We start from the raw sequence: 24900 nt of genomic DNA, 5'->3' as shown, positions 1-24900 counted from the left end.
GACGCGGGCCGCTCGGCTACCGGTCCAGGCAGTCGTACACCGCCGTCACATAGTCGTTCGGGTTCGGCGCACCGACGAGCTGCGGCGCCATCTTGTTCATCACGTAGCCGATAGTGATGCCGCGATCCAGATCGCTGACCACGATCGATCCACCGAATCCGGTCCACCAGCACACCCGCCCGTCGGGGACGCCCGGCATCGACGGGCCGGGCAGCGCCCAGCCCAGACCGAACCGCACCGGTGCGCCCAGGACGCGGTCGACGCCGTCGGCCTGGACGTCGAAGATCCGCTCCACCGTGTCCGCGGAGAGGAACCGCCGTCCGCGGGCGGTGCCGCCGCCGGTGACGATCGACTGCATCAGCGCCACCGACCGCGCATTGCCCTGACCGTTGACCGCGCCCAGTTCGGCGGCCAAGAAGTCCCGATCGGCCGTCACCGACGGCACGAACGCCGGGTTGAGCAGCGTGCGCAGCAGGATGCTGTCGGGCGGGAGCGAACCGTAGTCGAAGCCGGTGGGCGGCGGCGCGATCATCGAGGCGAATCGTGTGGGATCGACACCGGTGACGCCGATGCGGTAGTCGGCGCCGAGCGGGTCGGCGATCTCGGCGGCGACGAACTCGCCGAGCGTCCGGCCGGTGACGCGACCGACGACCTCGGCGAGCACGGTGCCGAAGGTGAGGGCGTGATAGCCCGATCCGTCGCCGGGCCGCCACCACGGCGCCTGCTGCGCGAGCAGCGCCGCCGCCTCCCCCTGCCGGTAGAGGTCCTCGATCCGCATCCGCCGATCCCACCCGGAGACGCCGCTGGTGTGCCCGAGAACGTGGCGGACCAGGACCTCGTCCTTGCCCGCCGCGACGAACTCCGGCCAGTAGCGAGCCACCGGCGCGTCCAGGTCGAGCAGCCCGCGGTCGACGAGGACCAGGACGGCCAGCGCGGTCATCGTCTTGGTGAGCGAGTAGGTGTTGGCGAGGGTGTCGCGCTCCCAGGCCCGGCCCGACGCCGGGTCGGCGACGCCGCCCCACAGGTCGACCAGGACGTCGTCGCCGGACATCACGCTCAGGGAGGCGCCCACCTCGTCGCCGACGGCAAGCCTACGGGCCAGCAGGTCGCGGACCGGTCGCAGCCGCGGGTCGCACTCCCCTACGACCGCCGTCGCCGAGGACGCGGTCATGCCGCGCCGACCGGCCGAGCGGCCCGCGTGCGGCCGGCCTCGATCTCGGCGAGCAGATCCTTCGTGTACCGCGCGAAGTCGATCTGGATGGTGTGCCGCGGCGCCGAATAGTACTGGCCGAGGTGCTTGTGCTCGTCCTCGACGATCGCGGTGCGCATCTGGTCGGCCGAGGGCAGCACGTAGGTGCCCGCCAGGTGTTCGGCGATCAGCTTGCTCTGCTGTTCGGCGAGGTTGACGATGGTCGGCGACGACTGCGCGAGACCCGCGTAGTAGAGGTCGTCGAACTCCGGGTGGATGATCCGCTTGAACAGCGGGTACCGGTGCTCGGCGTCGGGCAGGAGGGCGGAGTCGTCGAAGAACGGGAACGACATGCGGTAGCCGGTGGCCATCACGATAACGTCGAGGGCGATCCGCTGCCCGTCGGTCAGGATCACCCCGTCACCGTCGAAGCGTTCGACGGCCGGTACGCAGGTCACGTCGCCTGAGCCGGCCTTGGCGAGGAAGTCGATGCTGACCGAGGGATGCGCCGAGAGCGGCTCGTGGTCGGGTTTGGGCAGCCCGTAATCCTCCATGTTGCCCAGGATCTTCTTGATCGCGCGGCGCGAGATCGCCAGGCCGAGCTTCTTCGGCATCCAGGGCGGCATCATCATCTTGTCGGCCGGTTTGCCGCCGCGGTACTTGGACAGCACCCAGACCCCGCGGCGCGCCGAGACCCACAGGTGCTCGGCGACGCTGCGGCTGGAGACCTCCGAAGCGATGTCCAGGGCCGAGTTGCCCATACCGATCACCATCACCCGTTTGCCGTGCATGTCGACCGGCTCGAACGGGCTGCGGTAGTCGTGACTGTGAATGACCTGCCCGTCGAAGGTGCCCGGGTACTCGGGTCGGAAGGAGTTCCAGTGGTGGCCGTTGGCGACGATCAGCGCCTCGTACGAGCGCTGCTCGCCGGTGCTCAACGTCAGGTCCCAGCCGCCGGCGGGGCGGCGCGCGGCACGCTGTACGCCGGTGTCGAAGGTGATCGACTCGCGCAGCCCGAAGTGGTCGACGTAGTCGCGGAAGTACTGGTGCATGAGGGTGTGGTGCGGGAAGTGCGGGTAGTCGGCCGGTGCCGGGAAGTCCTCGAACTCCAGCCGTGTGGTGGAGGTGTCGATGTGCAGCGACCGATAGCACGCCGACATGCCGTTGGGGTTGTCGTAGTACCAGTTGCCGCCGATGTCGTCGGAGAGCTCGAAGCAGTCGTAGTCGATCCCGACATCCTTGAGCCGTTTGGCGGTGGTGAACCCCGAACACCCCGCGCCGATGATGGCGACTCGCTTGTCCGTCATCTACCTCTCCCTTCTGTCGCAACCGGCCCTGTGTCGGTCATCACATGACTCGACCATAGAACTTAGATTGACATGCGTCTAGTGAGTGACATGTTTGTCTAGTGAGTTCCTTCGGCGCATGATGGTGCCCATGAACCAGGAGACTCCGACGGCCGCGGCGCCGCGCCCCAATCTGCGCGAGGAGCAGAAGCGTCGCACCCGCCTCGCACTGCTGGCCGGCGCCCGCCGCCTGTTCGTCGACCGCGGTTACGCGAGCGTCACCGTCGACGACATCACCCGCGAGGTCGGCTGCAGCCGCGCCACGTTCTACCTGCACTTCACCAACAAGATGGACGTCCTGGCCCGGATCAGCGCCGAAACCATGGAGAAGCGCGCGGCCGCGGTCTACCGCGACCTCGACGAGGTGCTTCGGAACGGCTCGCGACCGGCGTTCACCGAATGGATCGAGGCGACCCTCGGCTGGTTCTCGACCAACCGCGACATCCTGCCCGCGTGGGACGAGGCGCTTAAGACCGAACCCGACTTCCGACCGGTGGGCCGCGAATCGATCACCGCGCTCACCGACGCCATGCCCGACTATCTGGCTCGGTGGCCCGCGGACCGGCGCGACGAGGCTCGCTTCCGGGTGGAGCTGCTCGTCACGCAGCTGGAACGGTACTTCACGCGTTCCACGGTGCAGGGCACCATCGAATTCGCCCCCGAGCGGGCCGCCGAAGTGCTCACCGACATCTGGTTCCCGGCCCTGCTGCCTCCGGACGCGACGCCCGAATAAATCGGATGCGCCCGTCGCACGGCCGCGGTAGGGTCGCCGACATGGAGATCGAGGTCGACAGAATCTGACGCCCGGGTGCCACGGCACCGGTGTGTCCTCTTCTTCCCGCCGCATCTCGACGCCGAGCGCGGCGCATCCCGAAACGAGATCTCCATGTCTACCGATTCCGTCGTACTTCACGACGTCACCTTCGCCTGGCCCGACGGCACCAGCGCCCTCACCGACCTCAACGGATCGTTCACGCCCGGCCGCACCGGTCTGGTCGGCCGCAACGGCTCCGGCAAATCGACCCTGCTCAAACTGATCGCGGGCCGGCTGCGGCCCACCCGCGGCCGGATCGACGTCGTCGGCGACGTCGGCTCGCTACCGCAGACGCTCACGCTGTCGACCGGCACCACGGTCGCCGACCTCCTCGGCATCGCACCGGTCCTGGCCGCGATCGCCGCCATCGAGGCCGGCGACCCCGATCCGCGCCATTTCGACGCCGTCGGCGACGATTGGGACATCGAGGCTCGGGCCGACGACGCACTCGGCCGACTCGGGTTCGCGGCAACCGATCTGCCGCGGCGGGTCGACCAGTTGTCGGGCGGGGAGGCGATCCTCATCGCCGTCGCCGGATTGCGCCTGCGCCGGACCGCGGTGACGCTGCTCGACGAACCGTCGAACAATCTCGACCGGCCCACTCGCGCGCGGCTGGCCGAGATGATCGACGACTGGCCGGGCACGCTGATCGTGGTGAGCCACGATCTCGAGTTGCTCGACCGCATGGACTCGACCGCCGAGATCTACGACGGCGCACTGCGGACCGTCGGCGGCCCGTACCGCGAATGGGCTGCGCAGCTCGAGCAGGAACAGGCGGCGGCGACACAGGCCGCACGCACCGCGCAGCAGGCTCTCAAGGTCGAGAAGCGGCAACGGATCGAGGCCGAGACCAAGCTCGCCCGCCGGCAACGAACCGCGAAGAAGACGGCGCGTGACGGCGGCATCCCGCGCATCTCGCAGGGACTGCGTGCCGACAACGCCGAGAGGTCCGCCGCCTCACTGCGCGCCGGCCACGACCGACGCTTGCACGATGCACAGGCGGCGGCCGATCTGGCCGAGGCCCGCGTCCGCGATGATGAGCACATCAGCCTCGACCTGCCCGATCCCGATGTGCCCCGCAGTCGGCGGATCGCCGAATTCGCCGACCGGCACGACACCGTCGTGATGCAGGGTCCCGAACGGGTGGCCGTCGTCGGCCCGAACGGGGCCGGGAAGTCGACGCTGCTGGAGCAACTCGTCACCGGCACCACCGCAGGTGCCGAGTCCGTCGGCGGGCGGCTGCTGACCGACCGGTTCGGCTACCTGCCGCAACGGCTCGACGGCCTCGACGAGGACGCCAGCGCGCTCGAGAACGTGCGAGATGCGGCGCCCGACGCCGACCCCGGTTCGATTCGGAATCTGCTCGCGCGCCTGCTGCTGCGCGGTGCGGCCGTGGACCGACCGGTCGCGACGCTCTCGGGCGGCGAGCGATTCCGCGTGTGCCTGGCGAAACTGCTGTTCGCCCAGCCGCCGGCACAGGTGCTCCTGCTCGACGAGCCGACCAACAACCTCGACATCGCGAGCGTCGACCACCTGGTCGAAGCCCTGACCGCCTACCGGGGCGCGCTGATCGTGGTCAGCCACGATCACCCGTTCCTGAAGCGGCTCGGCCTCGACACGGTGGTCGAGCTGGTCGGCGACGGTCGGATGCGGCGGCGAACCGATCTCCCGTAGCGACGAGAACCGGCCGAGCACACCCCTTGTCCGATTCGAATGTGATCTGTATCATAGAACACATGATCGATGGGGTGGCCTGAGGGTTGCTCCTTGTTCGTTGAGAATTTCATAGCGCGTCGCGTACCTGGCGACACTATTGCGCCCACGGAACCAACGAGGACGCAATAGTGAGTACGCGGCGGCACGATGCCAGACCGCCGCCAGGCCCGAAGAAGAGCTCTTCGGGTCAGTTGCTCCCGAGTGGGACCCCACCAACGGAGCCGCGGCGGTCTGGAATCCGGGTGACGGGCCGCGCACGGGCTGTGAGCGGGCGGCGCCACAGACCGACGCGGTCAGCTGATCGGTTCGCGTGCGGGCCCCGGCGACAGCACCAGGGCGCAGGTCACGACCGTCAGCAGCACCGCGACCGACACCATCGCCTTCACCGAGCCGGGGACGTCGACGAAGAAGGCCGGCAGGGCGCTGACGACCATCAGCACCAGCAGCGCGGCGACCAGGCGCGCCGCGAATCGGCTGCGGCGCAGCCAGGCGTAGGCGACGAGACCGAGCGTCGCCGCACCGATCACGGCATCGGCGACCAGCACGCCGAAGGGTGCGCCGACCTCGCCGTCCGGGGTGGGCTGCGCGATGCTCGCGATGTTGAGCGCACCGATGAGCGCGGCGAGCGTGAAGCCGATCCGGTTCCCGAGCGACCAGCTCAGCGTCGACGGTTGGGTGACAGTCATGACGACCTCCTTGCCGAGTCGGCGGTGTTGCCGACACCCTGAAGCCTGCTCGCACGGACAGCTCGCCGGAACCGTCGCGATTCCGCTCTGACCGGGAGCCTTTCACACTCCGACCGGGAGGTTTCTCCCGTTCCGCAGAACGGCGGCCGATGGCAGACTTGCCTCATGGCGGCGATTCGGGTGCTCCTCGTCGACGACCACCCCGTGGTGCGGGCCGGACTGTCGGCACTGCTGAGCACGCTGCCGGACTACACCGTGGTGGGTGCGGTCGCCGACGGTGCCGCAGCGGTCAAGGAAGCCGTGCTGAGCCGACCGGACGTGATCCTGATGGACCTTCGCATGCCCGGCATGGACGGGGTCAGCGCGATCGGCGAACTCGCCCGCGCTGCACCCGACGTCCCGGTGCTGGTGCTGACCATGGTCGACGACCCGTCCACCGTCCTCGCCGCGATGCGCGCGGGAGCCCGCGGCTACGTGCTCAAAGGCGCCGAACAGCACGAGATCGACAGCGCGATCCGCGCCGTCGTCGCCGGCCAGTCCATCTTCTCCGCCGAGCTCACCGCCCAGGTCCTCGCCGCGCCCGAACCCGCGGTCCCGTTTCCCGAGCTCACCGGCCGCGAGCGCGAGATCCTGGACCGCGTCGCGGCCGGCCTGCGCAACGGCGCCGTCGCCCGCGAACTGGGCGTGTCGGAGAAGACGGTCGCCAATCACCTGTCGTCGATGTTCGCCAAACTCGGCGTCGACGGGCGCAGCGAGGCGATCATCGCCGCACGCGAGTGCGGCCTGGGGCGTCGGAGATGACGACCGCCGTCCCGGTCGCGGTCCTGGCCGTCGTCTCCGGGTGTGCGGCGTGGGCGATGTGGCGCGCCGGGGCCGGCCTGACCACCGCGGCGGCCACGGCGACGGTCGCCCTGCTGCTGGCCGTCGAGCTGATCACCGGGGCGGCAGGCGCCGAGGGGCTGATCGCGCTGCGGATCGCCGTGTTCGTCGCCGCACCCCTCATGCTGCTCACCTACCCGTCGGTCGCCGCCGCCCGCATGGTGCCGGTCACCGTGACCGTCGTCCTCGTCGCGGTCGCGGCCGGCGTCGCGTCCTGCCTGACCCCCGTCGCGCACGCGGTCGCCGGAGCCGTCGTGGCGACCGGCTCGGTGGTGCATCTCGGTTCGGTGATCGATCGCGGCGACCGGTCGGCGCGAACGGCTGCACTGTGGCTGAGTGCCGCCCTCGGATTCGCCGGGATGGCCGCACTGCTCTTCACCTTCGGTTACAACGCAGTGGCTCGGACCGAGGCCGCTGCGGTGCCCGCCGCCGTGGTGACGCTGCTCGCCTGCCTGGTCCCGACGGCTGCGGCGGTCGGCGTGATGCGCCCGGACGTCGTCGACGTGCGATGGCTGGTGACCCGGATCGTCGTCACCCTGACCGTGCTGGCCTGCTTCGTCGCGGCCGCCAACCTGGCGATCTTCGCCCTGGGCGCCGGCGGGGCGGACGATCTCGACACCGCATCGGTGATCGCCGTATGCGCCGTGCTGTCGCTGTTGGTGACCCCGGTGGGTTCATGGTTGTCGGGCACTGTCGAGAATCTGCTCTTCGGCGGGCGCCCCGACCCGGTACACGCGCTCGCCGCCGTCGCCGACGCGCTCGGCGACGATCTCGCCGCGGCGCTCCAGGCGCTCGGCACCGCGCTGACCCTGCCCCATCTGGCCTTGGCGGCCGACGGCGCCGTGCTCGCCTCCGTCGGCGAACCGACCCCGTACGCCACCGTCTTCCGCCTCGACCTCGGCGACGGGCGCACCGCCGGCCTCACCGTGGGCCACCGCGCAGGCGACCGGACGTGGGAGCCCGCCGAACGCAACGTCCTCGCGGTGGTCGCCGCTCTCCTGGCCAGGAGCCTGCGTCTGCAGCTGCTCGCCGAACAGCTCGCCTCCTCGCGCGCCGCCGAGGTGACCGCCATCGAAGACGAACGCCGCCGGATCCGCCGTGATCTGCACGACGGGCTCGGCCCCACCCTGACCGGTGTCGCCTTCGCCGCCGATGCCGCTCGGAACCTGCTCGCCGCCGACCCCGGTCGCGCCGACGCCCTGCTCCAGCGACTCCGCGCCGACACGGGCTCGGCGATCGCCGAGATCCGCCGCGTCGTCGACGGGTTGCGTCCGCCCGCACTCGATGAGCTCGGCCTCGAAGGCGCGCTACGGAACTGGGCCGCAGGCATGTCGGCGGCGGGCGGACTGGCGATCGGCGTGCACTTTGATACGGCGGGCGCCGACGATGCGCTCCCGGCGGCCACCGAGTCGGTCGCCTACCGGATCACCGTCGAGGCCCTCACGAATGCGATCCGGCACTCGGGCGCATCCGCCGTGTCGGTGACCGTCACGCACGACCGGCGGGCGCTGACCATCGAGGTGATCGACGACGGGGTCGGCGGTACGTGGCTGCCCGGAACCGGGCTGACCGCGATGCGCGAACACGCCGAAGCCGTCGGAGGCAGCGTCACCGCCTCCGACGGCCGGGTGCGGGCGCTCCTGCCCACTCGCCGGTGAGGTCTGCCCGAACAGACAGATCCGACCGGCGGTGGTCGCGCCCGACGATCAGGTGCAGGACACTAGACCGTGGCGCTCTCGTCAGCTGCGGCGGCCTTGGCCCACTTGTAGTCGGCCTTGCCGGCCGGGGTGCGCTTGACCTCTTCGACGAAGACGACCGTGCGCGGCACCTTGTAGCGAGCGAGGGTCTTGCGGCAGTGCTCCTGGATCTCCTCCAATGACGGCTCCTCGAAGCCCTCGTTGAGCGAGGCGACCGCGGCCACCCGCTGGCCGTACTTGGGGTCCGGCGCCGGGACGACGAGGGCGTCGGCGATCGCCGGATGCGCGTGCAGGGCGCCCTCGACCTCTTCGGCGTAGACCTTCTCGCCGCCGGTGTTGATGCACTGGCTGCCGCGGCCCAGGAAGACGATGCTGCCGTCCTCGGTCATGTAGCCCATGTCGCCGAGCACCGAGATGCGGGTCCCGTCCTCCATGGTCGGGAAGGTGCGGGCCGTCTTCTCCGGATCCTTGTAGTAGCCGAGCGGAATGTTGCCGATGCGAGCGATGTGCCCGACCTCGTTCGGGGTGGTGATCTTCTTGAAGTGCTCGTCGACCACCATCATGCGCGGCGTCGGCGGCACCTTCAGGTTGCCGTTCTCGTCGAGCATGATCTCACCGTCGTTGCCCGACTCCGAGGCGCCGAAGTTGTCGCGCAGGATCAGCTCGGGCTTGATCGCAAGCATCCGGTCGCGGACGCTGTGGCTCCACAGCGCGCCGCCCGAGGCGATCGAGAACAGGGTCGAGAAGTCCGCGGTGTCCTTCTGCTTCTCCATCTCGTCGGCCAGCGGCATGCCCATCGCGTCGCCGACGATCAGGACCATCTGGGTCTGGTCGCGGCCCAGGTTGCGGACGATCTTCTCGGCGTCGAAGTCGCGCTCCAGGATGAGGCGACCGCCGAGTGCGATGAACGTGAACAGCGAGTACGAGGCGGCACCGTGCATCAGCGGCGCGGCGATCAGGAAGGCGAGCGACGGGAAGTTCTTGACCTCCCGGGCCAGCTCCTCGAGGTCCTCGCGCGGCGGGCCGTACGGGTTGCCGCCCGAGATCGGCTTGCGGAAGAAGTCGTCATGGTGCCACATGACGCCCTTCGGGTAGCCGGTGGTGCCGCCGGTGTAGATCAGGTAGAGCTCTTCGCCCGTGCGCTTGTCGAAGTCGCGCTCCTCGGACCGCTCCCGGTAGCCGTTGAAGTCGACGATCTCGACGGTACGGCCGTCGAGGGCGGCGGCCGCGGCCGGCAGCTCGTCGACGATCTCACCCATGACGAAGACCGTCTTGAGCTCGGGGAGCTTCGCGATCAGCTCGGCCAGCGTGCGCTGATGCTCGGGCAGCTCGACGACGATCGCCTTGGAGTCCGAGTTCTCGAAGATGTACTCCAGCTCGGCGCCCGTGTAGCGGTAGTTGACGTTCACCGGCACCGCGCGGATCTTGATCAGCCCCACCAGGGAGGTGACGTGCTCGACGCTGTTCTTCAGGAACAGTGCGACGTTGTCGTCCTTGCCGATGCCGTGCGCCGCGAAGTGGTGGGCCACCTGGTTCGACAGCTTGTCCAGGGCCTCGTATGTGTAGCCTTCGCCCTCCCAGGTGAGGGCGACGCGCTCGGGCACGGCGTCGACGACGGTTTCGAAGACGTCTGCGAGATTGAACTTCATCTTTCTAGATCTCCTTGGGAGGGCCGACGAGTCGGACGGGGGTGGTCAGGCGGTGAGGATCAGGCCGGAAGTGGGGACGCCGGTGCCCGCGGTGACGAGGACGCGCTGCGCGCCGTCGACCTGGTTGACGGACGTTCCGCGCAGTTGGCGGACGCCTTCGGCGATGCCGTTCATCCCGTGGATGTAGGCCTCCCCCAGCTGTCCGCCGTGGGTGTTGAGCGGCAGGGCGCCGCCGACTTCGAGGGCGCCGGGCTGGGAGACGAAGTCCTTCGCCTCACCGCGCCCGCAGAACCCGAGCTCCTCCAGCTGGATCAGCGTGTACGGGGTGAAGTGGTCGTACAGCACGGCCATGTCGATGTCATCGGGTCCCAGACCCGACTGGGCGTAGAGCTGACGTCCCACCAGACCCATCTCCTGCAGCTCCGGCAGGGCGTCCCGGTAGTAGCTGGTCATGATGAACTGGTCGGTGCCGCTGCCCGACGCCGCGCCGGCGATGGTGACCGGCTTCTGCTTCAGATCCTTGGCGCGCTCGGGCGAGACCACCACGATCGCGACGCCGCCGTCGGACTCCTGGCAGCAGTCCAGCAGGTGCAGGGGCTCGGCGATGTACCGCGAGGCCTGATGGTCCTCGAGGGTGATCGGCTTGCCGTAGAAGAAGGCGTTAGGGTTGGTGGCGGCGTGCTTGCGGTCGACCACGGCGATGCGGCCGAAGTCCTCGCTGGTCGCGCCGTACTCGTGCATGTAGCGCTGGGCGACCATCGCGACGAACGCCGCAGGCGTCGACAACCCGTGCGGGTAGGAGAAGGCGTTGTCGGTGCCCGAGGAGTTCTCCTGGTTCGCCACCGCGGCGTTGACCTGGCCGAACCGGTTGCCCGACCGCTCGTTGAACGCCCGGTAGGCCACCACCACGTCGCACACGCCGGTCGCGACGGCCATCGCAGCCTGCTGCACCGTCGACGCCGCCGCGCCGCCGCCGTAATGGATGCGCGAGAAGTACTTCAGCTCCGGAATCCCCGCCGCGCGGGCGACGGCGATCTCCATGTTGGTGTCCATCGTGAAGGTCACCAGGCCGTCGACGTCCGCGGCGCTCAGGCCGGCGTCGTCGAGCGCGGCCGCCACGCACTCGGCGGCCAGTCGCAGCTCGCTGCGGCCGGAGTTCTTGGAGAAGTCGGTGGCGCCGATGCCGGCGATCGCCGCCTTCCCCGACAGGGTGCGATCACTCATCAGGAGTCCTCACGGGTGAAGGTGACCGTCGAGATCACATGCTTGCCAAGGGAGTTGGTGCCGGTCACCGCGACGGTGACCTCGGTGCCCCCGGCGGGCGCGGCCGCCACGCCGGTCACCTCACCGGTGAAGGTGATGGTGTCGTAGGCGTACCAGGGCACCCCGAGCTTGAGCTTGATGGCGCCGATCCGGGCGCGCGGTCCGGCCCAATCGGTGACGAAGCGCTCCACCAGACCGGTGTCGGTCAGGATGTTGACGAAGATGTCCTTGGAGCCCTTCTGCTGGGCCAGGTCCCGATCGTGGTGCACGTCCTGGAAGTCGCGGGTGGCCAGGGCCGTCGCGACGACGAAGGTCGGCGGGGCGTCGATCACCAGCGGCGGCAGGCTCTGGCCGACCTCGATCGCGCCCGCGTGCGGGCTGTCGACTGACGTGGTGCTCACTGGTTGGCCTCCTTCGCGCGCCAGGCGTACAGGGTCCAGGGTCGGTCGGACGGGTCGTCGGCGTCTCCCGGGAAGTCGAGGAACTCGACCTGCACGGGCATGCCGATGGCGACCTCGGCCGGATCGACGCCGCGCAGCTGACCGAGCATGCGGACGCCCTCGTCAAGTTCCACCAGGGCGACGACGAAGGGGAGCTCGCGGCCCGGCACCCGCGGAGCGTGGTGGACCACGTAGCTGTAGACCGTGCCGGTTCCCGCCGCGACGACGTAGTCGGTGCCCGGGTACTCGCCGTCGGCGCCGCGCTCGGTCCACGTCGCCGGGATCGGCGGATGCCGCAGCGAACCGTCCTGAAGCTGCTGGATCCGCAGCTCGTGCGCCTCGACGCCCTCCCAGAAGAAGGCGGTGTCACGCGACCGCGAGGGACGGATGAGCTTGGTGGGGTCCAGGTCGGGGTAGGCGGCGGGGTCTCGATACGCCTCGTCGCTTCGCTCCTCGGCTACTCGACCAGCCTGTGGAACCTCGGCACTTCGCTCCTCGGCTACTCGACCAGCCTGGGCCGGCCGGAACTTCAGGATGCGGAAGTCCATCTCCGCGACCGTCTCCTCGCCGACCGACCACGTGTTGCGGGTGGTGAAGAACCAGCCCTCGCCGAGGGCGGTCTGCTTGGGGCCCACCACGTCGGTGAGCTCGGAGGAGATCGTCACCTCCTCGCCCGGGCGGGTGTAGCGGTGGTAGACGGTGTCGCAGTTGGTGGCGACCACCGAGGTGTAGCCGGCGTCGTCGAACAACTGCGTGGCCAGGCCCAGCGGGTCGTCGTCGGTGCGGACGCCGTGCAGACCGCGCATGGTCCAGACCTGCGCCATCGCCGGCGGGGCCACGACGCCGGGGTGCCCGGCGGCGCGGGCAGCGGCCTCGTCGACGTAGATCGGGTTGGCATCGCCCATCGCCTCGACCCAGTTGTTGATCATCGGCTGGTTGATCGGGTCGCGGCCGGTGCGCGGCGCGCTGGCCCCGCCCTCCTTGACGGCCAGGGCCGCGGCGAGGATCTGCTCCGGGGTCGATTCCGGGGTGAGTGTCATGAGCGCGCCCCTATCGCTTCATCCGCGGCAGGCCGAGGCCCGCCGTGCCGATCATGTCGCGCATGACCTCGTTGACGCCGCCGCCGAAGGTGATGACGACGTTGCGCTTGGCCTGCATGTCGAGCCAGTCGACGAACTCGGCGGTCACCTGGTCGGTGAAGTCGCCGTAGTGGCCGACGACGTCGTCGATCAGGCGGTACACCGTCTGCAGCCGCTCGGTGGAGAACACCTTGGTCGCGGCGGCGTCGGCCATCGAGATCTCACCGCTGGAGGCGACCTGCCAGTTGAGCAGTTCGTTGAGTCGCTCGTACGCGCCGATCTGCGCGATCAGCCTGCGCACCTCCGTCTGCTCGACGACGGGGGCGCCGTCGAACTGCGCGGTCTGCGCCCAGTGCCGCAGGTGATCGCCGAGACTGCCGATGCGGCCGGACGGGCCGAGCATGACGCGCTCGTGGTTGAGCTGGGTGGTGATCAGCTTCCAGCCGTCGCCCTCTTCGCCGACGCGCATGCTCGCCGGCACGCGGACGTCGTTGTAGTAGGTGGCGTTCACGTGGTGCGCGCCGTCGGCGGTGATGATCGGGGTCCAGGTGAAGCCCGGATCCTTCGTGTCGACGATCAGGATCGAGATGCCCTTGTGCTTGGGCGCCTCCGGATCGGTGCGGACCGCGAGCCAGATGTAGTCGGCGTCGTGGCCGCCGGTGGTGAAGATCTTCTGGCCGTTGACGACGTAGTCGCCGGTCGCCGGGTCCAGGACGGCCCGGGTGGTCAGCGACGCCAGGTCGGTGCCCGCATCGGGTTCGGTGTAGCCGATCGCGAAGTGGACCTCGCCGGCCAGGATCTTCGGCAGGAAGAAGTCCTTCTGCTCGGCGGTGCCGTAGCGCTGCAGGGTCGGTCCGACGGTCTGCAGGGTCACCGAGGGCAGCGGCACGTCGGCGCGGACCGCCTCGTTGGTGAAGATCTGCTGCTCGATCTCGCCGAAGCCCTTGCCGCCGAACTCCGTGGGCCAGCCCACGCCGAGCCAGCCGTCGGCGCCCATGCGGGCGATGACGTCGCGGTAGGCGGGACCGTGCCGCTCGGTGCGCATGGTGCGCTCCTCGTCGGGACTGATGAGCCCGGCGAAGTAGGCGCGCAGTTCGTCGCGCAGGGCGATCTGCTCGTCGGTGAACGCTACGAACATGCCAGCGCCTCCTGTACGGCGGGAACGGTCTCGTCGGTGAGGACGTCGAGCGTGTGGTGGGCGCCGCCTGCCAGCCGGGCGACGTCCTTGACCAGCGAGAAGTACCGGTGCAGCGGGTAGGTGACGTCGACGCCGACGCCGCCGTGCAGGTGCGTCATGGTGCGCAGGGTCGCCGGCAGCTCCGCCGACACCCAGTACATGGCGGTCGCCAGGTCCTCCTGCGGGTCGGCGTCGTTGGCGATCGCCCAGGCGGCCGCGGTCGCGACCAGGTTCATGGTGCGCGAGACCACGTAGACGTCGGCGAGCTGCTGCCCGACGGCCTGGAAGGCGGCGATCGGCTTGCCGAACTGGTGCCGGGTCGAGACGTGCTCGGCGGTGCGCTTGATGGCTCCGGCCACCAGACCGTCGGCGTAGGCGGCCAGCAGCGCACGGTAGGCGTCGACGGCCGGCTGCGGATCGTCGGCGACGAGGTCGGCGGCGGCCACTGCCACACCGTCGAAGACGAGGGTGTACTCGCCCTGACCCGACGACGACGGGGTCCGCGTGATGGTCAGGCCCGCGGCGTCGGTCGGGACCACCGTGACACCGCGGTCGGCGACGACCAGGATCGCGGCGGCGCCGTCGGCGGCCAGCACTCCGGTCTTGACGCCGTCCAGCCGTGCGCCGTCGGCGGTGTCGGTGAGGGTGAGTGCGGGGCGACGGCCGAGTGCGCGACCGGCCTCGCCGATCGCGACGGCGTACCAGCCGCCCTCGGCGATGCTGCGAGCGCGGGCGCTCACGTCCGTGCCGGACTGCGCCAGCACCAGACCGGACACCAGGGTCCCGATCAGCGGGGCCACCACCGCATCGTGTCCGGCTCGCGTCAGCAGCGGAACCAGCGCATCGATCGGCAGATCGTCGCCGCCCAGCGACTCGGGCAGCGGCAGCACCGTGACACCGGCGCCGACCAGCGCCTCCCAAGCGGCGTGGTCGAACCCGCCCACACCCTCGACGAACTTGCTTTCCCAGTCCGGCTGCAGTCGGCGCATCACCTCGTCGGCGACGTCACCGACCGCTGCAGCGGTGGGTTCCAGGGCGAAATCCACCCGGCTCCTCCTCAAGCATTATTAGAACTTGTTCTAGTTTAACAGAAGCCCCGAGACGCCCGTCACACAGTGGCGATGTCCAGGGTATTTCGATTCATTCTCTCGTCAGATCGGCTCAGCCGCGCGGCAAACCTAGAATCCGTTCCGCGGCCGCGTTCTTCAGGATCTGGGTGGTCCCGCCGGCAATCGACAGGCAACGGTTGAGCAGCAGGAAGCCGGTGGCCGCGCTCGCCGCCAGGCCGTCACAGCCGAGCAGATCGGTCGCGAACTCCGGCACCGCCTGCCGGTGCACGACGCCGATCAGCTTGCGGACGCTGGAGGTGGCGCCGGGGTCGGTGCCGCTGAGCCGCTGAGCCACCGCCCGCGCATCGAGGACACGACCGATGTGCGCGTCGGCGATGATGCCCCCGAGCTCCAGGGTCTGCGCCTGCGTGAGCCGAGCGCCCGACTCGTCGAGCTGGCGAAGCAGGGAGTCGACCTCCTTGCCCAAGCCCGAGCCGCCCATCGCGACCCGCTCGTTGGCGAGGGTGGTGCGTGCCAGACGCCAACCGTTGTCGACCTCGCCGACCACCATCTCGTCGGGGACGAAGACGTTGTCGAGGAAGACCTCGTTGAACATGGCGCGGCCGGTCAGCTCGCGCAGCGGCCGGATGTCGAGACCCGGCGCAGACATGTCGACCAGGAAGTAGGTGATGCCCTTGTGCTTGGGCACGTCCGCGTTGGTACGCGCCAGGCAGATCGCCCACTGCGACATGTGCGCCTCGGAGGTCCAGATCTTCTGCCCCGACAGCAGCCAGCCGCCCTCGGTCCGGACCGCGCGGGTGCGCAGCGAGGCGAGGTCGGAGCCGGCTTCGGGCTCGCTGAACAGCTGGCACCAGCGGATGTCGCCGGCCAGGGTCGGCGCGACGAACTTCTCCCGCTGCGCGTCGGTGCCGTGCTCGAGGATGGTCGGCAGGGCCCAGCCGGCGATCACCAGGTCGGGGCGGGCGACGCCCGCGCGTTCGAGTTCGGCGTCGATCACCAGCTGCAGCGCGGCGTCGGCGGCCAGACCGTAGGGCGCAGGCCAGTGCGGGGCCAGGAAGCCGGTGCGCGCCAGCTCCGCCCGACGCTGCTCGGGGGCGACGGCCGCGATCGCGTCGGCGGTCGCGGCGATCTCCGGTCGCCGCGACTCGGCGGCCTCGAGGTCGATCGAGAACTCGCGGCGGGCTCCGGACCGACCGAGCTCGGCGAGAGCCGCGCGCTGCGGCTCGCCTGCGGCCAGCAGCATCCGCGCCGCCAGCGCCGACCGCAGGTACAGGTGTGCGTCGTGCTCGAAGGTGAAGCCGATGCCGCCGAGCACCTGGATCGCGTCCTTGGCGTTCTCCGGCGACAGGTCGGCGACGAGGGCGGCCGCGGCGAGGCGACTCAACTCCACCTGCGCGCGGGCGTGGTCGGTCGGCTCGACGAGCGCGTCGTCGAGCGCCCGGGCCAGATCCCAGGCCGCCGCGCCGAGCTGCTCCTTGCGGCACAGCATGTCGGCACAGATCTGCTTCACGGCCTGGAAGGATCCGATCGGCGCGCCGAACTGTGTGCGCACCTTCGCGTAGTCGACCGCCACCGCGAGGGTGTGCGCGGCGACGCCGGCCTGGTAGGCGACCAGACCGAGGTGCAGCAGCGCGACCAGCAGCTCGTCGTCGGCGATCGCGACGGCGCCGCCGCGAAGCAGGCCGGTGATCGTGACCCGAACCGACACGGCCGTGCCGTCGAGGGGTCCGTCGACCGCCGCGGTCTGCACGGTCACCCCGGCGGTGTCGATGACGTGCCACCGCGCCGGGGCGCCGTCGAAGCTCAGCGGGGCAATGACGAGCGCGTCGTCGACGAAGCCGGGAACCAGCCCCAGATCCACCTCCCCGGAGGTCACCGCGAAACCGTCCGCAGCGGCTACCGCGGTGGCGGGCACCACGACCGGACGCTCCCCCGCCATCGCCTGTTCGGCCAGGTCATCGCCCTGGGCAGCCAGCACGTACGCGGCGGCCATGGACGGGGCGAGCGGTCCGGGAACCAGCGCGGAACCGCACGCGGCGAACATCACCGCGACGTCGTCCAGCGTGCCGTCGGCGCCGCCCGCGGCTTCCGGAATCGCAGCGGCGAACAGTCCGAGATCGGCGATCTGCGCCCAGAGGGATCGCCAGGATTGTCCGGAATCGTCGAGATCGTTGCGCACCATCGCGCGAACGTCCCGCGCCTGCGCCCACGCGGCGATAGTGTCACTTGCGACCTTCTGGTCCGCTGACGTGGCGATTGTCACCGAGATCTCCTCCGCGAATTTGTTGGTGAGGGCAATTAGAACCTGTTCTAATATTACTTGGGTGTACACCATCGGAAGGCTGCTGCCAACTGGCGGTGGATGAACGTGACGCAAACTGAGGAGACCGATACCTATGGCCGGCGCGGGTACGACGAAGACCAAGACCGACGCACCGTCGCCACCTCCCGCCCCCGCCCAGTTGTCGGGTGCGGAGGTCGGCTCCGCGGCCCAGCGTGAACGGCGGCGCCGCATCCTCGATGCGACCCTCGCGCTGGCCTCCAAGGGCGGCTACGACGCGGTGCAGATGCGTGCGGTCGCCGACCGGGCCGAGGTCGCCGTCGGCACGCTGTACCGGTACTTCCCGTCGAAGGTCCATCTGCTGGTCACCGCTCTGGCACGCGAACTCGAGAAGGTCGAGTCACGGGCCGACCGCAGCGTGCTCCAGGGCGAGACCGCGGTCGAACGACTGCGCTTCGTGCTCGACATGATCACCCTCGCGATGCAGAAGGATCCGCTGCTGACCGAGGCCATGACGCGCGCCTTCATGTTCGCCGACGCCTCGGCCACCAGCGAGGTGAACCGGGTCGCCGGGATCATCGACCGGCTGCTGGCCGGCGCGATGATCGACGGCGGCGAGGGAGCCGAGCCCTCGGCGCAGGATCTGGCGATCGCTCGCGTGATCTCCGACGTGTGGATGTCGAACCTGGTGCAGTGGCTGACGCGTCGTGCATCGGCCACCGACGTCACCAACCGGATGGAACTGACCGTGAAACTTCTCCTCGATCGCGACTGACCTCCTCACCGGCTCCACCTCACGCTCTCTCGTTCGTTCCCTCGCAGCCTGCTCCCCGCAGCGCCTCGGCGGGCAGGCGTGTCCCAGTCAGCGGGACCGAAGTCTCCGCGCCGCTCCGATCGCTCTCACAATCAGGCACAGCCGGGCATTGTTCACCCGGAATCCCCCGCCCGAGAGCGCCGGCCGACCACTGCGTCGGCCCGAAGAGGAGCACGCGTCATGACCACCATCGACGATCAGGAGATCCGGGAGATCGAGTCGGCCGGAGCACCCACTCGATTCGCCCGCGGCTGGCATTGCCTCGGCCTGCTGAAGGACTTCCGCGACGGAAAACCGCACCAGATCAAGGCCTTCGGCACCGAACTGGTGGTGTTCGCCTCGCAGAGCGACGGCAAGCTCCACATCCTCGACGCCTACTGCAGGCACATGGGCGGCAACCTCGCCAAGGGTGAGATCAAGGGCGATTCGATCGCCTGCCCGTTCCACGACTGGCGGTGGGGCGGCAACGGTCGGTGCACCGGCATCCCGTATGCGCGCCGCGTCCCGCCGATCGCCAAGACCCGCTCGTGGCCGTCGCTGGAGCGCAACGGCCAGTTGTTCGTCTGGTACGACGCCGAGGGCAGCAAGCCCACCGACGAGGTCACCATTCCCGAGATCGAGGGTTACGGCACCGACGAGTGGACCGACTGGAACTGGAGTTCCATCGTCATCGAGGGCTCGCACTGCCGGGAGATCGTCGACAACGTGGTCGACATGGCCCACTTCTTCTACATCCACTTCGCCTTCCCGAGGTTCTTCAAGAACATCTTCGAAGGACACGTGGCCCGGCAGATCATGCACTCGACCCCGCGCGAGGACGTCGGCATCGGCACCAGCTACGACGATCCCGACTCGCGCCTGGAGTCCGAGGCCACCTATTACGGCCCCTCGTACATGATCGACGTGCTGCGCAACTACGTCGGCGGCCGCGTGGTGGAGACCAACCTGATCAACTGCCACTACCCGATCGACAACAACTCGTTCGTCCTGATGTACGGCGCCAGCGTCCGCAAGCCGGCGGGGATGTCCGACGAGGCGGCCGACCGGATGGCCGCCAAGTTCGCCAAGGGCGTCAAGGTCGGCTTCGAGCAGGACGTGGCGATCTGGCGCGACAAGGCGCCCATCGACAATCCGCTGCTGTCGGAGGAGGACGGTCCGGTGTACCAGCTGCGCCGCTGGTACCAGCAGTTCTACACCGACGTCGGTGAGATCACCGAGGACATGACCCGCCGCTTCGAGTTCGAGATCGACACCACGCGCGCCGTGGAGAACTGGCAGGCGGAGGTCGACGCCAACCTCGCCGCCAGGGACGAAGCCCCGGCCTGAGCCGCTCGCCGCGCGCATCGCAGACGCCGTGTTCCGCCTCCGCGGAGCACGGCGTCTTCGCATGTTTCAGAGCACTTCGGCCCCTCAGGGGTGACGAACCTCTCAGTGAGGTCTATACTCGGTATATCTAATAGAAAAACGCAGGTCACAGCTTCGTTGTGGACCATGCACATCGATCCTCACCCGATTACCTCTTGATCGACCCGGAAGGGAAAGCCATGACTGAGACCCCGAGCGCCGTGCTGGACCGCCTCACCCTCGTCCTGGACACGTTCGACGGCCACGCCCGACAGAGCCTGGCCCAGATCGTGCGCCGCACCGGACTGCCCCGCTCGTCGGCCCACCGGATGCTCGAACGTCTCGTCGCCCTGCGCTGGCTGCGCCGGGAGGGCCGCGAGTACGAGCTCGGCATGCGCCTGGTCGAACTCGGGTCGCTGGCCGTGCACCAGGACCGACTCCACCGGTCGGCCCTGCCCTTCCTGCACGAGCTCCAGCGGATGACCGGCTTCGTCGTCCATCTCGGCGTCCTGCAAGACGGCGACGTGGTGTACCTGGAGAAGATCGGCGAGCACATGGGCAAGGCCCTGCCCACGCGCGTCGGCGGACGCCAGCCCGCGCACTGCACGGCGATCGGCAAGGTCCTGCTCGCTCACGCCGACACCTCGCCGGCGCAGGCCGGCCCGGCGAGCGGCGAACTCGAGCGCAAGACGCGGTACTCGATCGGCTCGGCCCGGCACCTGGTCAAGGAGCTGCAGACCGTTCGCGAGCGCGGCCTCGCCGTCGAACGCGAGGAGGCCGTCCCCCGCTTCGGCTGCATCGCGGTGCCGGTCGGCGAGCCGGGCAGCGCGGTGGCCGCCGTCTCGATCTGCGGCCCGGTCGATCAGCTCAAGCTCGACAACCAGCTCGCCGCTCCGCTGCGGATGGCCGCCATGGGCATGTGGCGCAACGCCGGCGGCGACGACGAACTGCGCCTCACCCCCACCCTCCAGCAGCGGCGGGCCATGGCGATGCGGCACCTGCCGGTCGCCGGCTGACGTCGCTTTCGAGGCCTGCTGACCACTCAACGGGAGCCCGAGCCCATCGGTCACCGCGAGGGCCGATCATCGAAGACGACCAGCCACTCGCAGATCCGGGACCGCCCGGATGACCGATCGGAGGATTCATGCCCAGCCTCGTCACCGACCGTCCGCCCCTCGAATCCGACCTGCTGCGCGAGGTCATGGGCCACTTCGCGACCGGCGTCGCGATCATCACCGGGTACGACGACGCCGAGCCGGTCGGCCTGACCTGCCAGTCCGTCGTCTCGGTCTCCCTGGACCCGCCGCTGATCTCGTTCTGCCCGGCCAAGACCTCGTCGAGCTGGCCGCGGCTGCGCCGTTCCGGCGCGCTCAGCATCAACGTGCTCGCCGAGCAGCAGTCCGCGCTGTGCCGACAGTTCGCCGCCTCGGGCACCGACAAGTTCGCCGGAGTCGCGCACACCCCGGCGGGCAACGGCTCGCCGCGGATCGCCGACGCGCTCGCCCACATCGAAGCGACGATCGACGCCGAGCACGACGCGGGCGATCACACGATCGTCGTCTGCCGGATCACCGCGCTGTCCGCGTCCGCCGCGACCGGACCGCTGCTGTTCTACCGCGGCGCCTTCGAGAACCTGCGCTGAACCGGCGCGCCCCGACCGGAGTTTCCCGGTGAGCGGGAAACGCGCGGCGGTCGCCGCGACCCCGACCTTACGGTCGAGTGGCGTCCGCCACGCGACCCACGCTGCGCGACCCGCGTCGCGCCCGACCCGGATGGAGCACCATCGATGCCCGAGAGCACGCCCGAATGGAGTGAAGAGTACGACGTCATCGTCGTCGGATCCGGGGCGGGCGGAGTGTGCGGCACCTACACCGCCGCGCGCGAAGGACTGTCGGTGCTGATGGTCGAGGCCTCCGACAAGTTCGGCGGCACCACCTCGTACTCCGGCGGCGGCGGGGTCTGGTACCCGTGCAACCCGGTGGTGCAGCGCGCAGGCGTCGACGACACCATCGAGGACGCGCTCACCTACTATCGCGCCGTCGTCGGCGACCGCACCCCGGCCGACCTGCAGGAGACCTACGTGCGCGGCGGCGCCCCGCTGCTGGCGTATCTCGAGACCGACGAGCACCTCAAGTTCCAGACGCTCCCGTGGCCCGACTACTTCGGCAAGGCGCCCGGCGCCCGCCTCGACGGCATGCGCCACGTGATGCCGAGCCCGCTGCGGGTGTCGAAGGCCCCCGAGTTCAAAGACCTCGTCCGCGGTCCGCTCGACGTCGACCGGCACGGCACCGACACCCCCGACGACTACTTCATCGGCGGCCGTGCGCTGATCGCCCGCTTCCTCACCGCGATCGCCCAGTACCCGAACGCCACCACCCGCCTGCGCAGCCCACTGGTCGACCTCGTCGTCGACCGCGGCGTCGTCGTCGGTGCGATCGTCGAGACCGACGGGCGACGCACGGCGATCCGCGCCCGTCTCGGCGTGGTGCTGGCCAGCGGCGGATTCGAGGGCAACGACGCGATGCGCGGCGAGTTCGGGGTGCCCGGCGCCGCCCGCGACACCATGGGCCCGCCCACCAACCAGGGCCTGGCGCACCGCGCCGGCATCGCCGCGGGCGCCGACACCGACCTGATGGATCAGGCCTGGTGGTCGCCCGGGCTCACCCACCCCGACGGCCGCTCGGCCTTCGCCCTGTGGTTCACCGGCGGCATCTTCGTCAACCAGGACGGTGAGCGGTTCGTCAACGAGTCGGCCGCCTACGACCGATTGGGCCGCGAGGTGCTGGCGCAGATCGACGACGGCACCGTGACGCTGCCCTTCTGGATGATCTACGACGACGCCGACGACGGCGTGCCGCCGGTCAAGGCGCCCAACGTCTCCTTCTTCCCGACGCAGGACTATCACGATGCGGGCCTGTGGCACACCGCCGACACCCTCGAGGAGCTGGCGGCGAAGATCGGCGTTCCGGCCGAGAAGCTGACCGCGACCGTCGCCCGCTACAACGAGCACGTGGCGACCGGCGTCGATCCGGACTTCGATCGCGGCGGTGAGGCCTACGACCGCGCCTTCTCCGGCGGCCAGTCGCCGATGGTGGCCGTCGAGCGCGGTCCGTTCCACGCCGCCGCATTCGGGTTGTCGGACCTCGGCACCAAGGGCGGCCTGCGGACGGGCAACGCGGGCAACGTCCTACGCGCCGACGGCACCACCATCACCGGCCTGTACGCGGCAGGCAACACCATGGCGGCCCCGAGCGGGACCGTGTACCCGGGCGGCGGGAACCCGATCGGCACCTCGATGCTCTTCGCCCACCTCGCCGTCCGCGACCTGCTGGCCCAGGACTGAGGAGAAGACCCATGACCGCACCCGACATCGCCGCCGCCGTCGACGCCTATCTGGCAGCCGTCGCCGGCGGTGACGCCGCGCGGGTGGCCGCGCTGTACGCCGACGACGCCACCCTCGAAGACCCGGTCGGGTCGCCGCCCCGCCACGGCCGGGCGGCCATCGAGGAGTTCTACGGCGGCCTGAGCGGCGAGATCACCACCGAGTTGCTCGTGGCCCGGATCGTCGGCCGCGAAGCGGCGTTCTCGTTCCGAGTGGTCACCGAGGTCGGCGGGGCGCGCTACACCGTCGAACCGATCGACGTGATGACCTTCGACGACTCCGGGCTCATCACCTCGATGCGCGCCTTCTGGGCGCCGACCGACATGATCGCCGGCTGATCGGAAGGACAGACAGCATGTACGAAGTCACCTGCGCCACCTGCGCCACGCAGGTCCTGGTGGAGAAGTTCAGCCCCGTGCACACCAGCATCCAGTGGACGACCGATGCGCGGACCGCGTGCCCCGAGTTCGCCCGGCACATCGCCGAGGGCCGCGATCCCGACCGCATCCCCGGGTGCGAGGCGCTGCGCGCCAGCATCGACGACCAGGTGCGCCGCGGCCGCGTGCCGACCGATTCGCTGCGTCGCGAGCCCACGCCCGGCCGGTTCGACTGACCGCGTCGGCCCTCCCGATCATCTTCCCGGCCGCCCCGAGATCCGACGGCGGCACCCGTCCCTGCCCGAAGGAGGCCCCATGACCGTCCCGGTCATCCCCGATTACGACACCACGCTGCGCGAGTTGCCGACCGACAAGGGCGTGCTGCGCTATCACGAGTACGGGGACGGCCCGCCGCTGGTGATGCTGCACGGCTCGGGTCCGGGGGTCTCGGGCTGGCGCAACTTCCGCGGCAACCTCAGCTTCTTCGGACAGCACTTCCGCTGCCTGGTGCTGGAGTTCCCGGGGTTCGGCGTCAGCGACGACTGGGGCGGGCATCCGATGACCACCGCACTGGGCGGCATGGAGGCCTTCGTCGACGCCCTCGGGCTCGACGAGTTCGACGTCATCGGCAACTCGATGGGCGGCGGTGTCGGCGTCAACTACGACCTGGCCCATCCGGGCCGGATCCGCAGGCTCGTCACGATCGGTGGTGTGGGCCGCAACATCTTCAGCCCGGCCCCCGGCGAAGGCATCAAGCTGCTGCAGGACTTCACCGAGAACCCCACCCGCGAGGGTCTGATCCAGTGGCTGCACTCGATGGTCTACGACCCGGCCGTCGTCACCGACGAGCTGATCGAGGAGCGCTGGCAGCTGGCGACCGACCCGGTCGCGCTGGAGAGCGCCCGCCGGATGTACGGACGCGTCGCCTTCGCCGCGATGATGAAGGCCATGCACGCCTCCGACGCCCCGCCGCAGTGGGCGATGTTCCACAAGGTGACGGCCAAGACCCTCATCACCTGGGGACGCGACGACCGCGTGAGCCCGCTCGACATGGCGCTGATTCCGATGCGCCTGATCCCGCAGGTCGAACTGCACGTCTTCCCCAATTGCGGCCACTGGGCGATGGTCGAGGCCAAAGCCGACTTCGAGCGGACGGTCCTCGCGTTCCTGCGTCAGTGATCGCCGCGGTCTCGATACGCTCGCTCACTTCGTTCCCGGGCTACTCGACCAGCCTGAAAGGCACGCTCCCCTGCAGCCGCCCGAAACGCAGGCCCGTCCCCCAGGGTGCTCGAGTAGCCGTCTGAAACGCAGGCCCGCCCCCAGGCTGGTCGAGTAGCGTCCGAAACGCAGGCCCGTCCCCCAGGGTGCTCGAGTAGCAGTCCGAAACGCAGGCCGCCCCCAGGCTGATCGAGTAAGCGTCCGAAACGCAGGCCGCCCCCAGGCTGGTCGAGTAGCCACCGAGCGAAGCGAGGCGGCGTATCGAGACCCCGGCACCATCGCCTCGATACGCTCCCCGCATACTCGACAACCCCCAGGGTGCTCGAGTAGCACGGCCACCAGCGCCGCAGTCTCGATACGCTCGCTCACTTCGTTCCCGGGCTACTCGACCAGCCTGAAAGGCACGCTCTCGTAGCCGCCCGAAACGCACGCCCACCCCCAGGGTGCTCGAGTAGCCGCCCGAAACGCAGGCCCGCCCC

Annotated in this window: 22 protein-coding genes; 12 read left to right on the top strand and 10 right to left on the bottom strand. The window is 69.7% G+C overall.

Features of this window, described 5'->3' with window-relative positions; all coding sequences use genetic code 11:
- Positions 1-16: 16 nt before the first annotated feature.
- Together AAFO60_RS03670 and AAFO60_RS03665 are read right to left on the bottom strand one after the other, a co-directional pair.
- Positions 17-1171, bottom strand: coding sequence for a serine hydrolase domain-containing protein (locus AAFO60_RS03670; protein WP_347954809.1), 1155 nt, complete (start codon positions 1169-1171; stop codon positions 17-19).
- Positions 1168-2496, bottom strand: a complete 1329-nt coding sequence (locus tag AAFO60_RS03665) for a flavin-containing monooxygenase (protein ID WP_347954808.1) — start codon at positions 2494-2496, stop codon at positions 1168-1170. Before AAFO60_RS03665 ends, AAFO60_RS03670 begins: the two co-directional genes overlap by 4 nt.
- A 130-nt stretch (positions 2497-2626) precedes the next feature.
- On the opposite strand from AAFO60_RS03665, the gene AAFO60_RS03660 reads away from it, so the two are divergent.
- Together AAFO60_RS03660 and AAFO60_RS03655 are read left to right on the top strand one after the other, a co-directional pair.
- Positions 2627-3268 carry a TetR/AcrR family transcriptional regulator gene (locus AAFO60_RS03660; protein ID WP_432211687.1) on the top strand — a complete coding sequence of 214 codons (642 nt, stop codon included), beginning with the start codon at positions 2627-2629 and terminating at the stop codon, positions 3266-3268.
- 153 nt (positions 3269-3421) lie between these two features.
- Positions 3422-5023: an ABC-F family ATP-binding cassette domain-containing protein gene (locus AAFO60_RS03655; RefSeq protein WP_347954807.1), complete on the top strand. Its 1602-nt coding sequence runs from the start codon at positions 3422-3424 to the stop codon at positions 5021-5023.
- A gap of 335 nt (positions 5024-5358) precedes the next feature.
- Here AAFO60_RS03655 and AAFO60_RS03650 read toward each other — a convergent pair whose 3' ends face one another.
- Complete coding sequence (locus AAFO60_RS03650; RefSeq protein ID WP_347954806.1) at positions 5359-5751, bottom strand: hypothetical protein; 393 nt, start codon at positions 5749-5751, stop codon at positions 5359-5361.
- Between the two features lie 165 nt (positions 5752-5916).
- On the opposite strand from AAFO60_RS03650, the gene AAFO60_RS03645 reads away from it, so the two are divergent.
- Positions 5917-6552 (top strand): response regulator transcription factor, encoded by a 636-nt coding sequence (locus tag AAFO60_RS03645; RefSeq protein ID WP_347954805.1) that lies wholly within the window; start codon positions 5917-5919, stop codon positions 6550-6552.
- Entirely contained in the window at positions 6549-8288 is a 1740-nt protein-coding gene (locus AAFO60_RS03640) for a sensor histidine kinase (protein ID WP_347954804.1), read from the top strand. Before AAFO60_RS03645 ends, AAFO60_RS03640 begins: the two co-directional genes overlap by 4 nt.
- A 62-nt stretch (positions 8289-8350) precedes the next feature.
- Here the strand turns inward: AAFO60_RS03640 and AAFO60_RS03635 are convergent, their stop codons facing one another.
- The 7 genes from AAFO60_RS03635 to AAFO60_RS03605 all read right to left on the bottom strand — a co-directional run bounded on the left by AAFO60_RS03635 (position 8351) and on the right by AAFO60_RS03605 (position 17268).
- Positions 8351-9976 carry an AMP-binding protein gene (locus tag AAFO60_RS03635; RefSeq protein ID WP_347954803.1) on the bottom strand — a complete coding sequence of 542 codons (1626 nt, stop codon included), beginning with the start codon at positions 9974-9976 and terminating at the stop codon, positions 8351-8353.
- A gap of 45 nt (positions 9977-10021) precedes the next feature.
- Entirely contained in the window at positions 10022-11200 is a 1179-nt protein-coding gene (locus tag AAFO60_RS03630; RefSeq protein WP_347954802.1) for a lipid-transfer protein, read from the bottom strand.
- A complete protein-coding gene (locus AAFO60_RS03625) occupies positions 11200-11640 on the bottom strand; it encodes a MaoC family dehydratase (protein ID WP_347954801.1) in 441 nt (146 codons plus the stop codon). The genes AAFO60_RS03630 and AAFO60_RS03625 overlap by 1 nt, the downstream gene beginning before the upstream one ends.
- Entirely contained in the window at positions 11637-12719 is a 1083-nt protein-coding gene (locus tag AAFO60_RS03620; RefSeq protein WP_347954800.1) for a bifunctional MaoC family dehydratase N-terminal/OB-fold nucleic acid binding domain-containing protein, read from the bottom strand. Before AAFO60_RS03620 ends, AAFO60_RS03625 begins: the two co-directional genes overlap by 4 nt.
- A 10-nt stretch (positions 12720-12729) precedes the next feature.
- Entirely contained in the window at positions 12730-13896 is a 1167-nt protein-coding gene (locus tag AAFO60_RS03615; protein WP_347954799.1) for an acyl-CoA dehydrogenase family protein, read from the bottom strand.
- The gene (locus AAFO60_RS03610) at positions 13887-14981 is read right to left on the bottom strand and encodes an acyl-CoA dehydrogenase family protein (protein WP_347954798.1); all 1095 of its coding nucleotides are present in this window, start codon (positions 14979-14981) and stop codon (positions 13887-13889) included. The genes AAFO60_RS03615 and AAFO60_RS03610 overlap by 10 nt, the downstream gene beginning before the upstream one ends.
- Before the next feature lie 115 nt (positions 14982-15096).
- Entirely contained in the window at positions 15097-17268 is a 2172-nt protein-coding gene (locus AAFO60_RS03605; protein ID WP_347954797.1) for an acyl-CoA dehydrogenase, read from the bottom strand.
- A gap of 133 nt (positions 17269-17401) precedes the next feature.
- On the opposite strand from AAFO60_RS03605, the gene kstR reads away from it, so the two are divergent.
- The 8 genes from kstR to AAFO60_RS03565 all read left to right on the top strand — a co-directional run bounded on the left by kstR (position 17402) and on the right by AAFO60_RS03565 (position 24382).
- The gene (gene kstR / locus AAFO60_RS03600) at positions 17402-18061 is read left to right on the top strand and encodes a cholesterol catabolism transcriptional regulator KstR (protein WP_347954796.1); all 660 of its coding nucleotides are present in this window, start codon (positions 17402-17404) and stop codon (positions 18059-18061) included.
- Positions 18062-18280: 219 nt separating this feature from the next.
- Positions 18281-19426, top strand: coding sequence for a Rieske 2Fe-2S domain-containing protein (locus tag AAFO60_RS03595; protein ID WP_347954795.1), 1146 nt, complete (start codon positions 18281-18283; stop codon positions 19424-19426).
- Positions 19427-19644: 218 nt separating this feature from the next.
- Positions 19645-20460, top strand: a complete 816-nt coding sequence (locus AAFO60_RS03590) for an IclR family transcriptional regulator (protein WP_347954794.1) — start codon at positions 19645-19647, stop codon at positions 20458-20460.
- A 128-nt stretch (positions 20461-20588) separates the two neighbouring features.
- Positions 20589-21086, top strand: coding sequence for a flavin reductase family protein (locus tag AAFO60_RS03585; protein WP_347954793.1), 498 nt, complete (start codon positions 20589-20591; stop codon positions 21084-21086).
- Between the two features lie 144 nt (positions 21087-21230).
- Entirely contained in the window at positions 21231-22787 is a 1557-nt protein-coding gene (locus AAFO60_RS03580) for an FAD-binding protein (RefSeq protein WP_347954792.1), read from the top strand.
- A gap of 11 nt (positions 22788-22798) precedes the next feature.
- On the top strand, positions 22799-23164 hold the full coding sequence (locus tag AAFO60_RS03575; protein ID WP_347954791.1) for a nuclear transport factor 2 family protein: 366 nt from the start codon (positions 22799-22801) through the stop codon (positions 23162-23164).
- 17 nt (positions 23165-23181) lie between these two features.
- The gene (locus tag AAFO60_RS03570) at positions 23182-23439 is read left to right on the top strand and encodes a hypothetical protein (protein WP_347954790.1); all 258 of its coding nucleotides are present in this window, start codon (positions 23182-23184) and stop codon (positions 23437-23439) included.
- Positions 23440-23518: 79 nt separating this feature from the next.
- Positions 23519-24382 (top strand): alpha/beta fold hydrolase, encoded by an 864-nt coding sequence (locus tag AAFO60_RS03565; protein ID WP_347954789.1) that lies wholly within the window; start codon positions 23519-23521, stop codon positions 24380-24382.
- Positions 24383-24900 lie beyond the last annotated feature (518 nt).

Source organism: Gordonia aichiensis (assembly GCF_039946255.1).
Classification (GTDB): Bacteria; Actinomycetota; Actinomycetes; order Mycobacteriales; family Mycobacteriaceae; genus Gordonia; species Gordonia aichiensis_A.
The sequence above is the reverse complement of the archived record's forward strand: the minus strand, read 5'-3'. Positions and strand labels throughout refer to the sequence as shown.

Bases quoted from the DNA above. Each gene is read 5' to 3' on its own strand.
- AAFO60_RS03670 (WP_347954809.1), bottom strand. From the start codon at position 1,171: ATGACCGCGTCCTCGGCGACGGCGGTCGTAGGGGAGTGCGACCCGCGG.
- AAFO60_RS03665 (WP_347954808.1), bottom strand. From the start codon at position 2,496: ATGACGGACAAGCGAGTCGCCATCATCGGCGCGGGGTGTTCGGGGTTC.
- AAFO60_RS03660 (WP_432211687.1), top strand. From the start codon at position 2,627: ATGAACCAGGAGACTCCGACGGCCGCGGCGCCGCGCCCCAATCTGCGC.
- AAFO60_RS03655 (WP_347954807.1), top strand. From the start codon at position 3,422: ATGTCTACCGATTCCGTCGTACTTCACGACGTCACCTTCGCCTGGCCC.
- AAFO60_RS03650 (WP_347954806.1), bottom strand. From the start codon at position 5,751: ATGACTGTCACCCAACCGTCGACGCTGAGCTGGTCGCTCGGGAACCGG.
- AAFO60_RS03645 (WP_347954805.1), top strand. From the start codon at position 5,917: ATGGCGGCGATTCGGGTGCTCCTCGTCGACGACCACCCCGTGGTGCGG.
- AAFO60_RS03640 (WP_347954804.1), top strand. From the start codon at position 6,549: ATGACGACCGCCGTCCCGGTCGCGGTCCTGGCCGTCGTCTCCGGGTGT.
- AAFO60_RS03635 (WP_347954803.1), bottom strand. From the start codon at position 9,976: ATGAAGTTCAATCTCGCAGACGTCTTCGAAACCGTCGTCGACGCCGTG.
- AAFO60_RS03630 (WP_347954802.1), bottom strand. From the start codon at position 11,200: ATGAGTGATCGCACCCTGTCGGGGAAGGCGGCGATCGCCGGCATCGGC.
- AAFO60_RS03620 (WP_347954800.1), bottom strand. From the start codon at position 12,719: ATGACACTCACCCCGGAATCGACCCCGGAGCAGATCCTCGCCGCGGCC.
- AAFO60_RS03615 (WP_347954799.1), bottom strand. From the start codon at position 13,896: ATGTTCGTAGCGTTCACCGACGAGCAGATCGCCCTGCGCGACGAACTG.
- kstR (WP_347954796.1), top strand. From the start codon at position 17,402: ATGGCCGGCGCGGGTACGACGAAGACCAAGACCGACGCACCGTCGCCA.
- AAFO60_RS03595 (WP_347954795.1), top strand. From the start codon at position 18,281: ATGACCACCATCGACGATCAGGAGATCCGGGAGATCGAGTCGGCCGGA.
- AAFO60_RS03590 (WP_347954794.1), top strand. From the start codon at position 19,645: ATGACTGAGACCCCGAGCGCCGTGCTGGACCGCCTCACCCTCGTCCTG.
- AAFO60_RS03585 (WP_347954793.1), top strand. From the start codon at position 20,589: ATGCCCAGCCTCGTCACCGACCGTCCGCCCCTCGAATCCGACCTGCTG.
- AAFO60_RS03580 (WP_347954792.1), top strand. From the start codon at position 21,231: ATGCCCGAGAGCACGCCCGAATGGAGTGAAGAGTACGACGTCATCGTC.
- AAFO60_RS03575 (WP_347954791.1), top strand. From the start codon at position 22,799: ATGACCGCACCCGACATCGCCGCCGCCGTCGACGCCTATCTGGCAGCC.
- AAFO60_RS03570 (WP_347954790.1), top strand. From the start codon at position 23,182: ATGTACGAAGTCACCTGCGCCACCTGCGCCACGCAGGTCCTGGTGGAG.
- AAFO60_RS03565 (WP_347954789.1), top strand. From the start codon at position 23,519: ATGACCGTCCCGGTCATCCCCGATTACGACACCACGCTGCGCGAGTTG.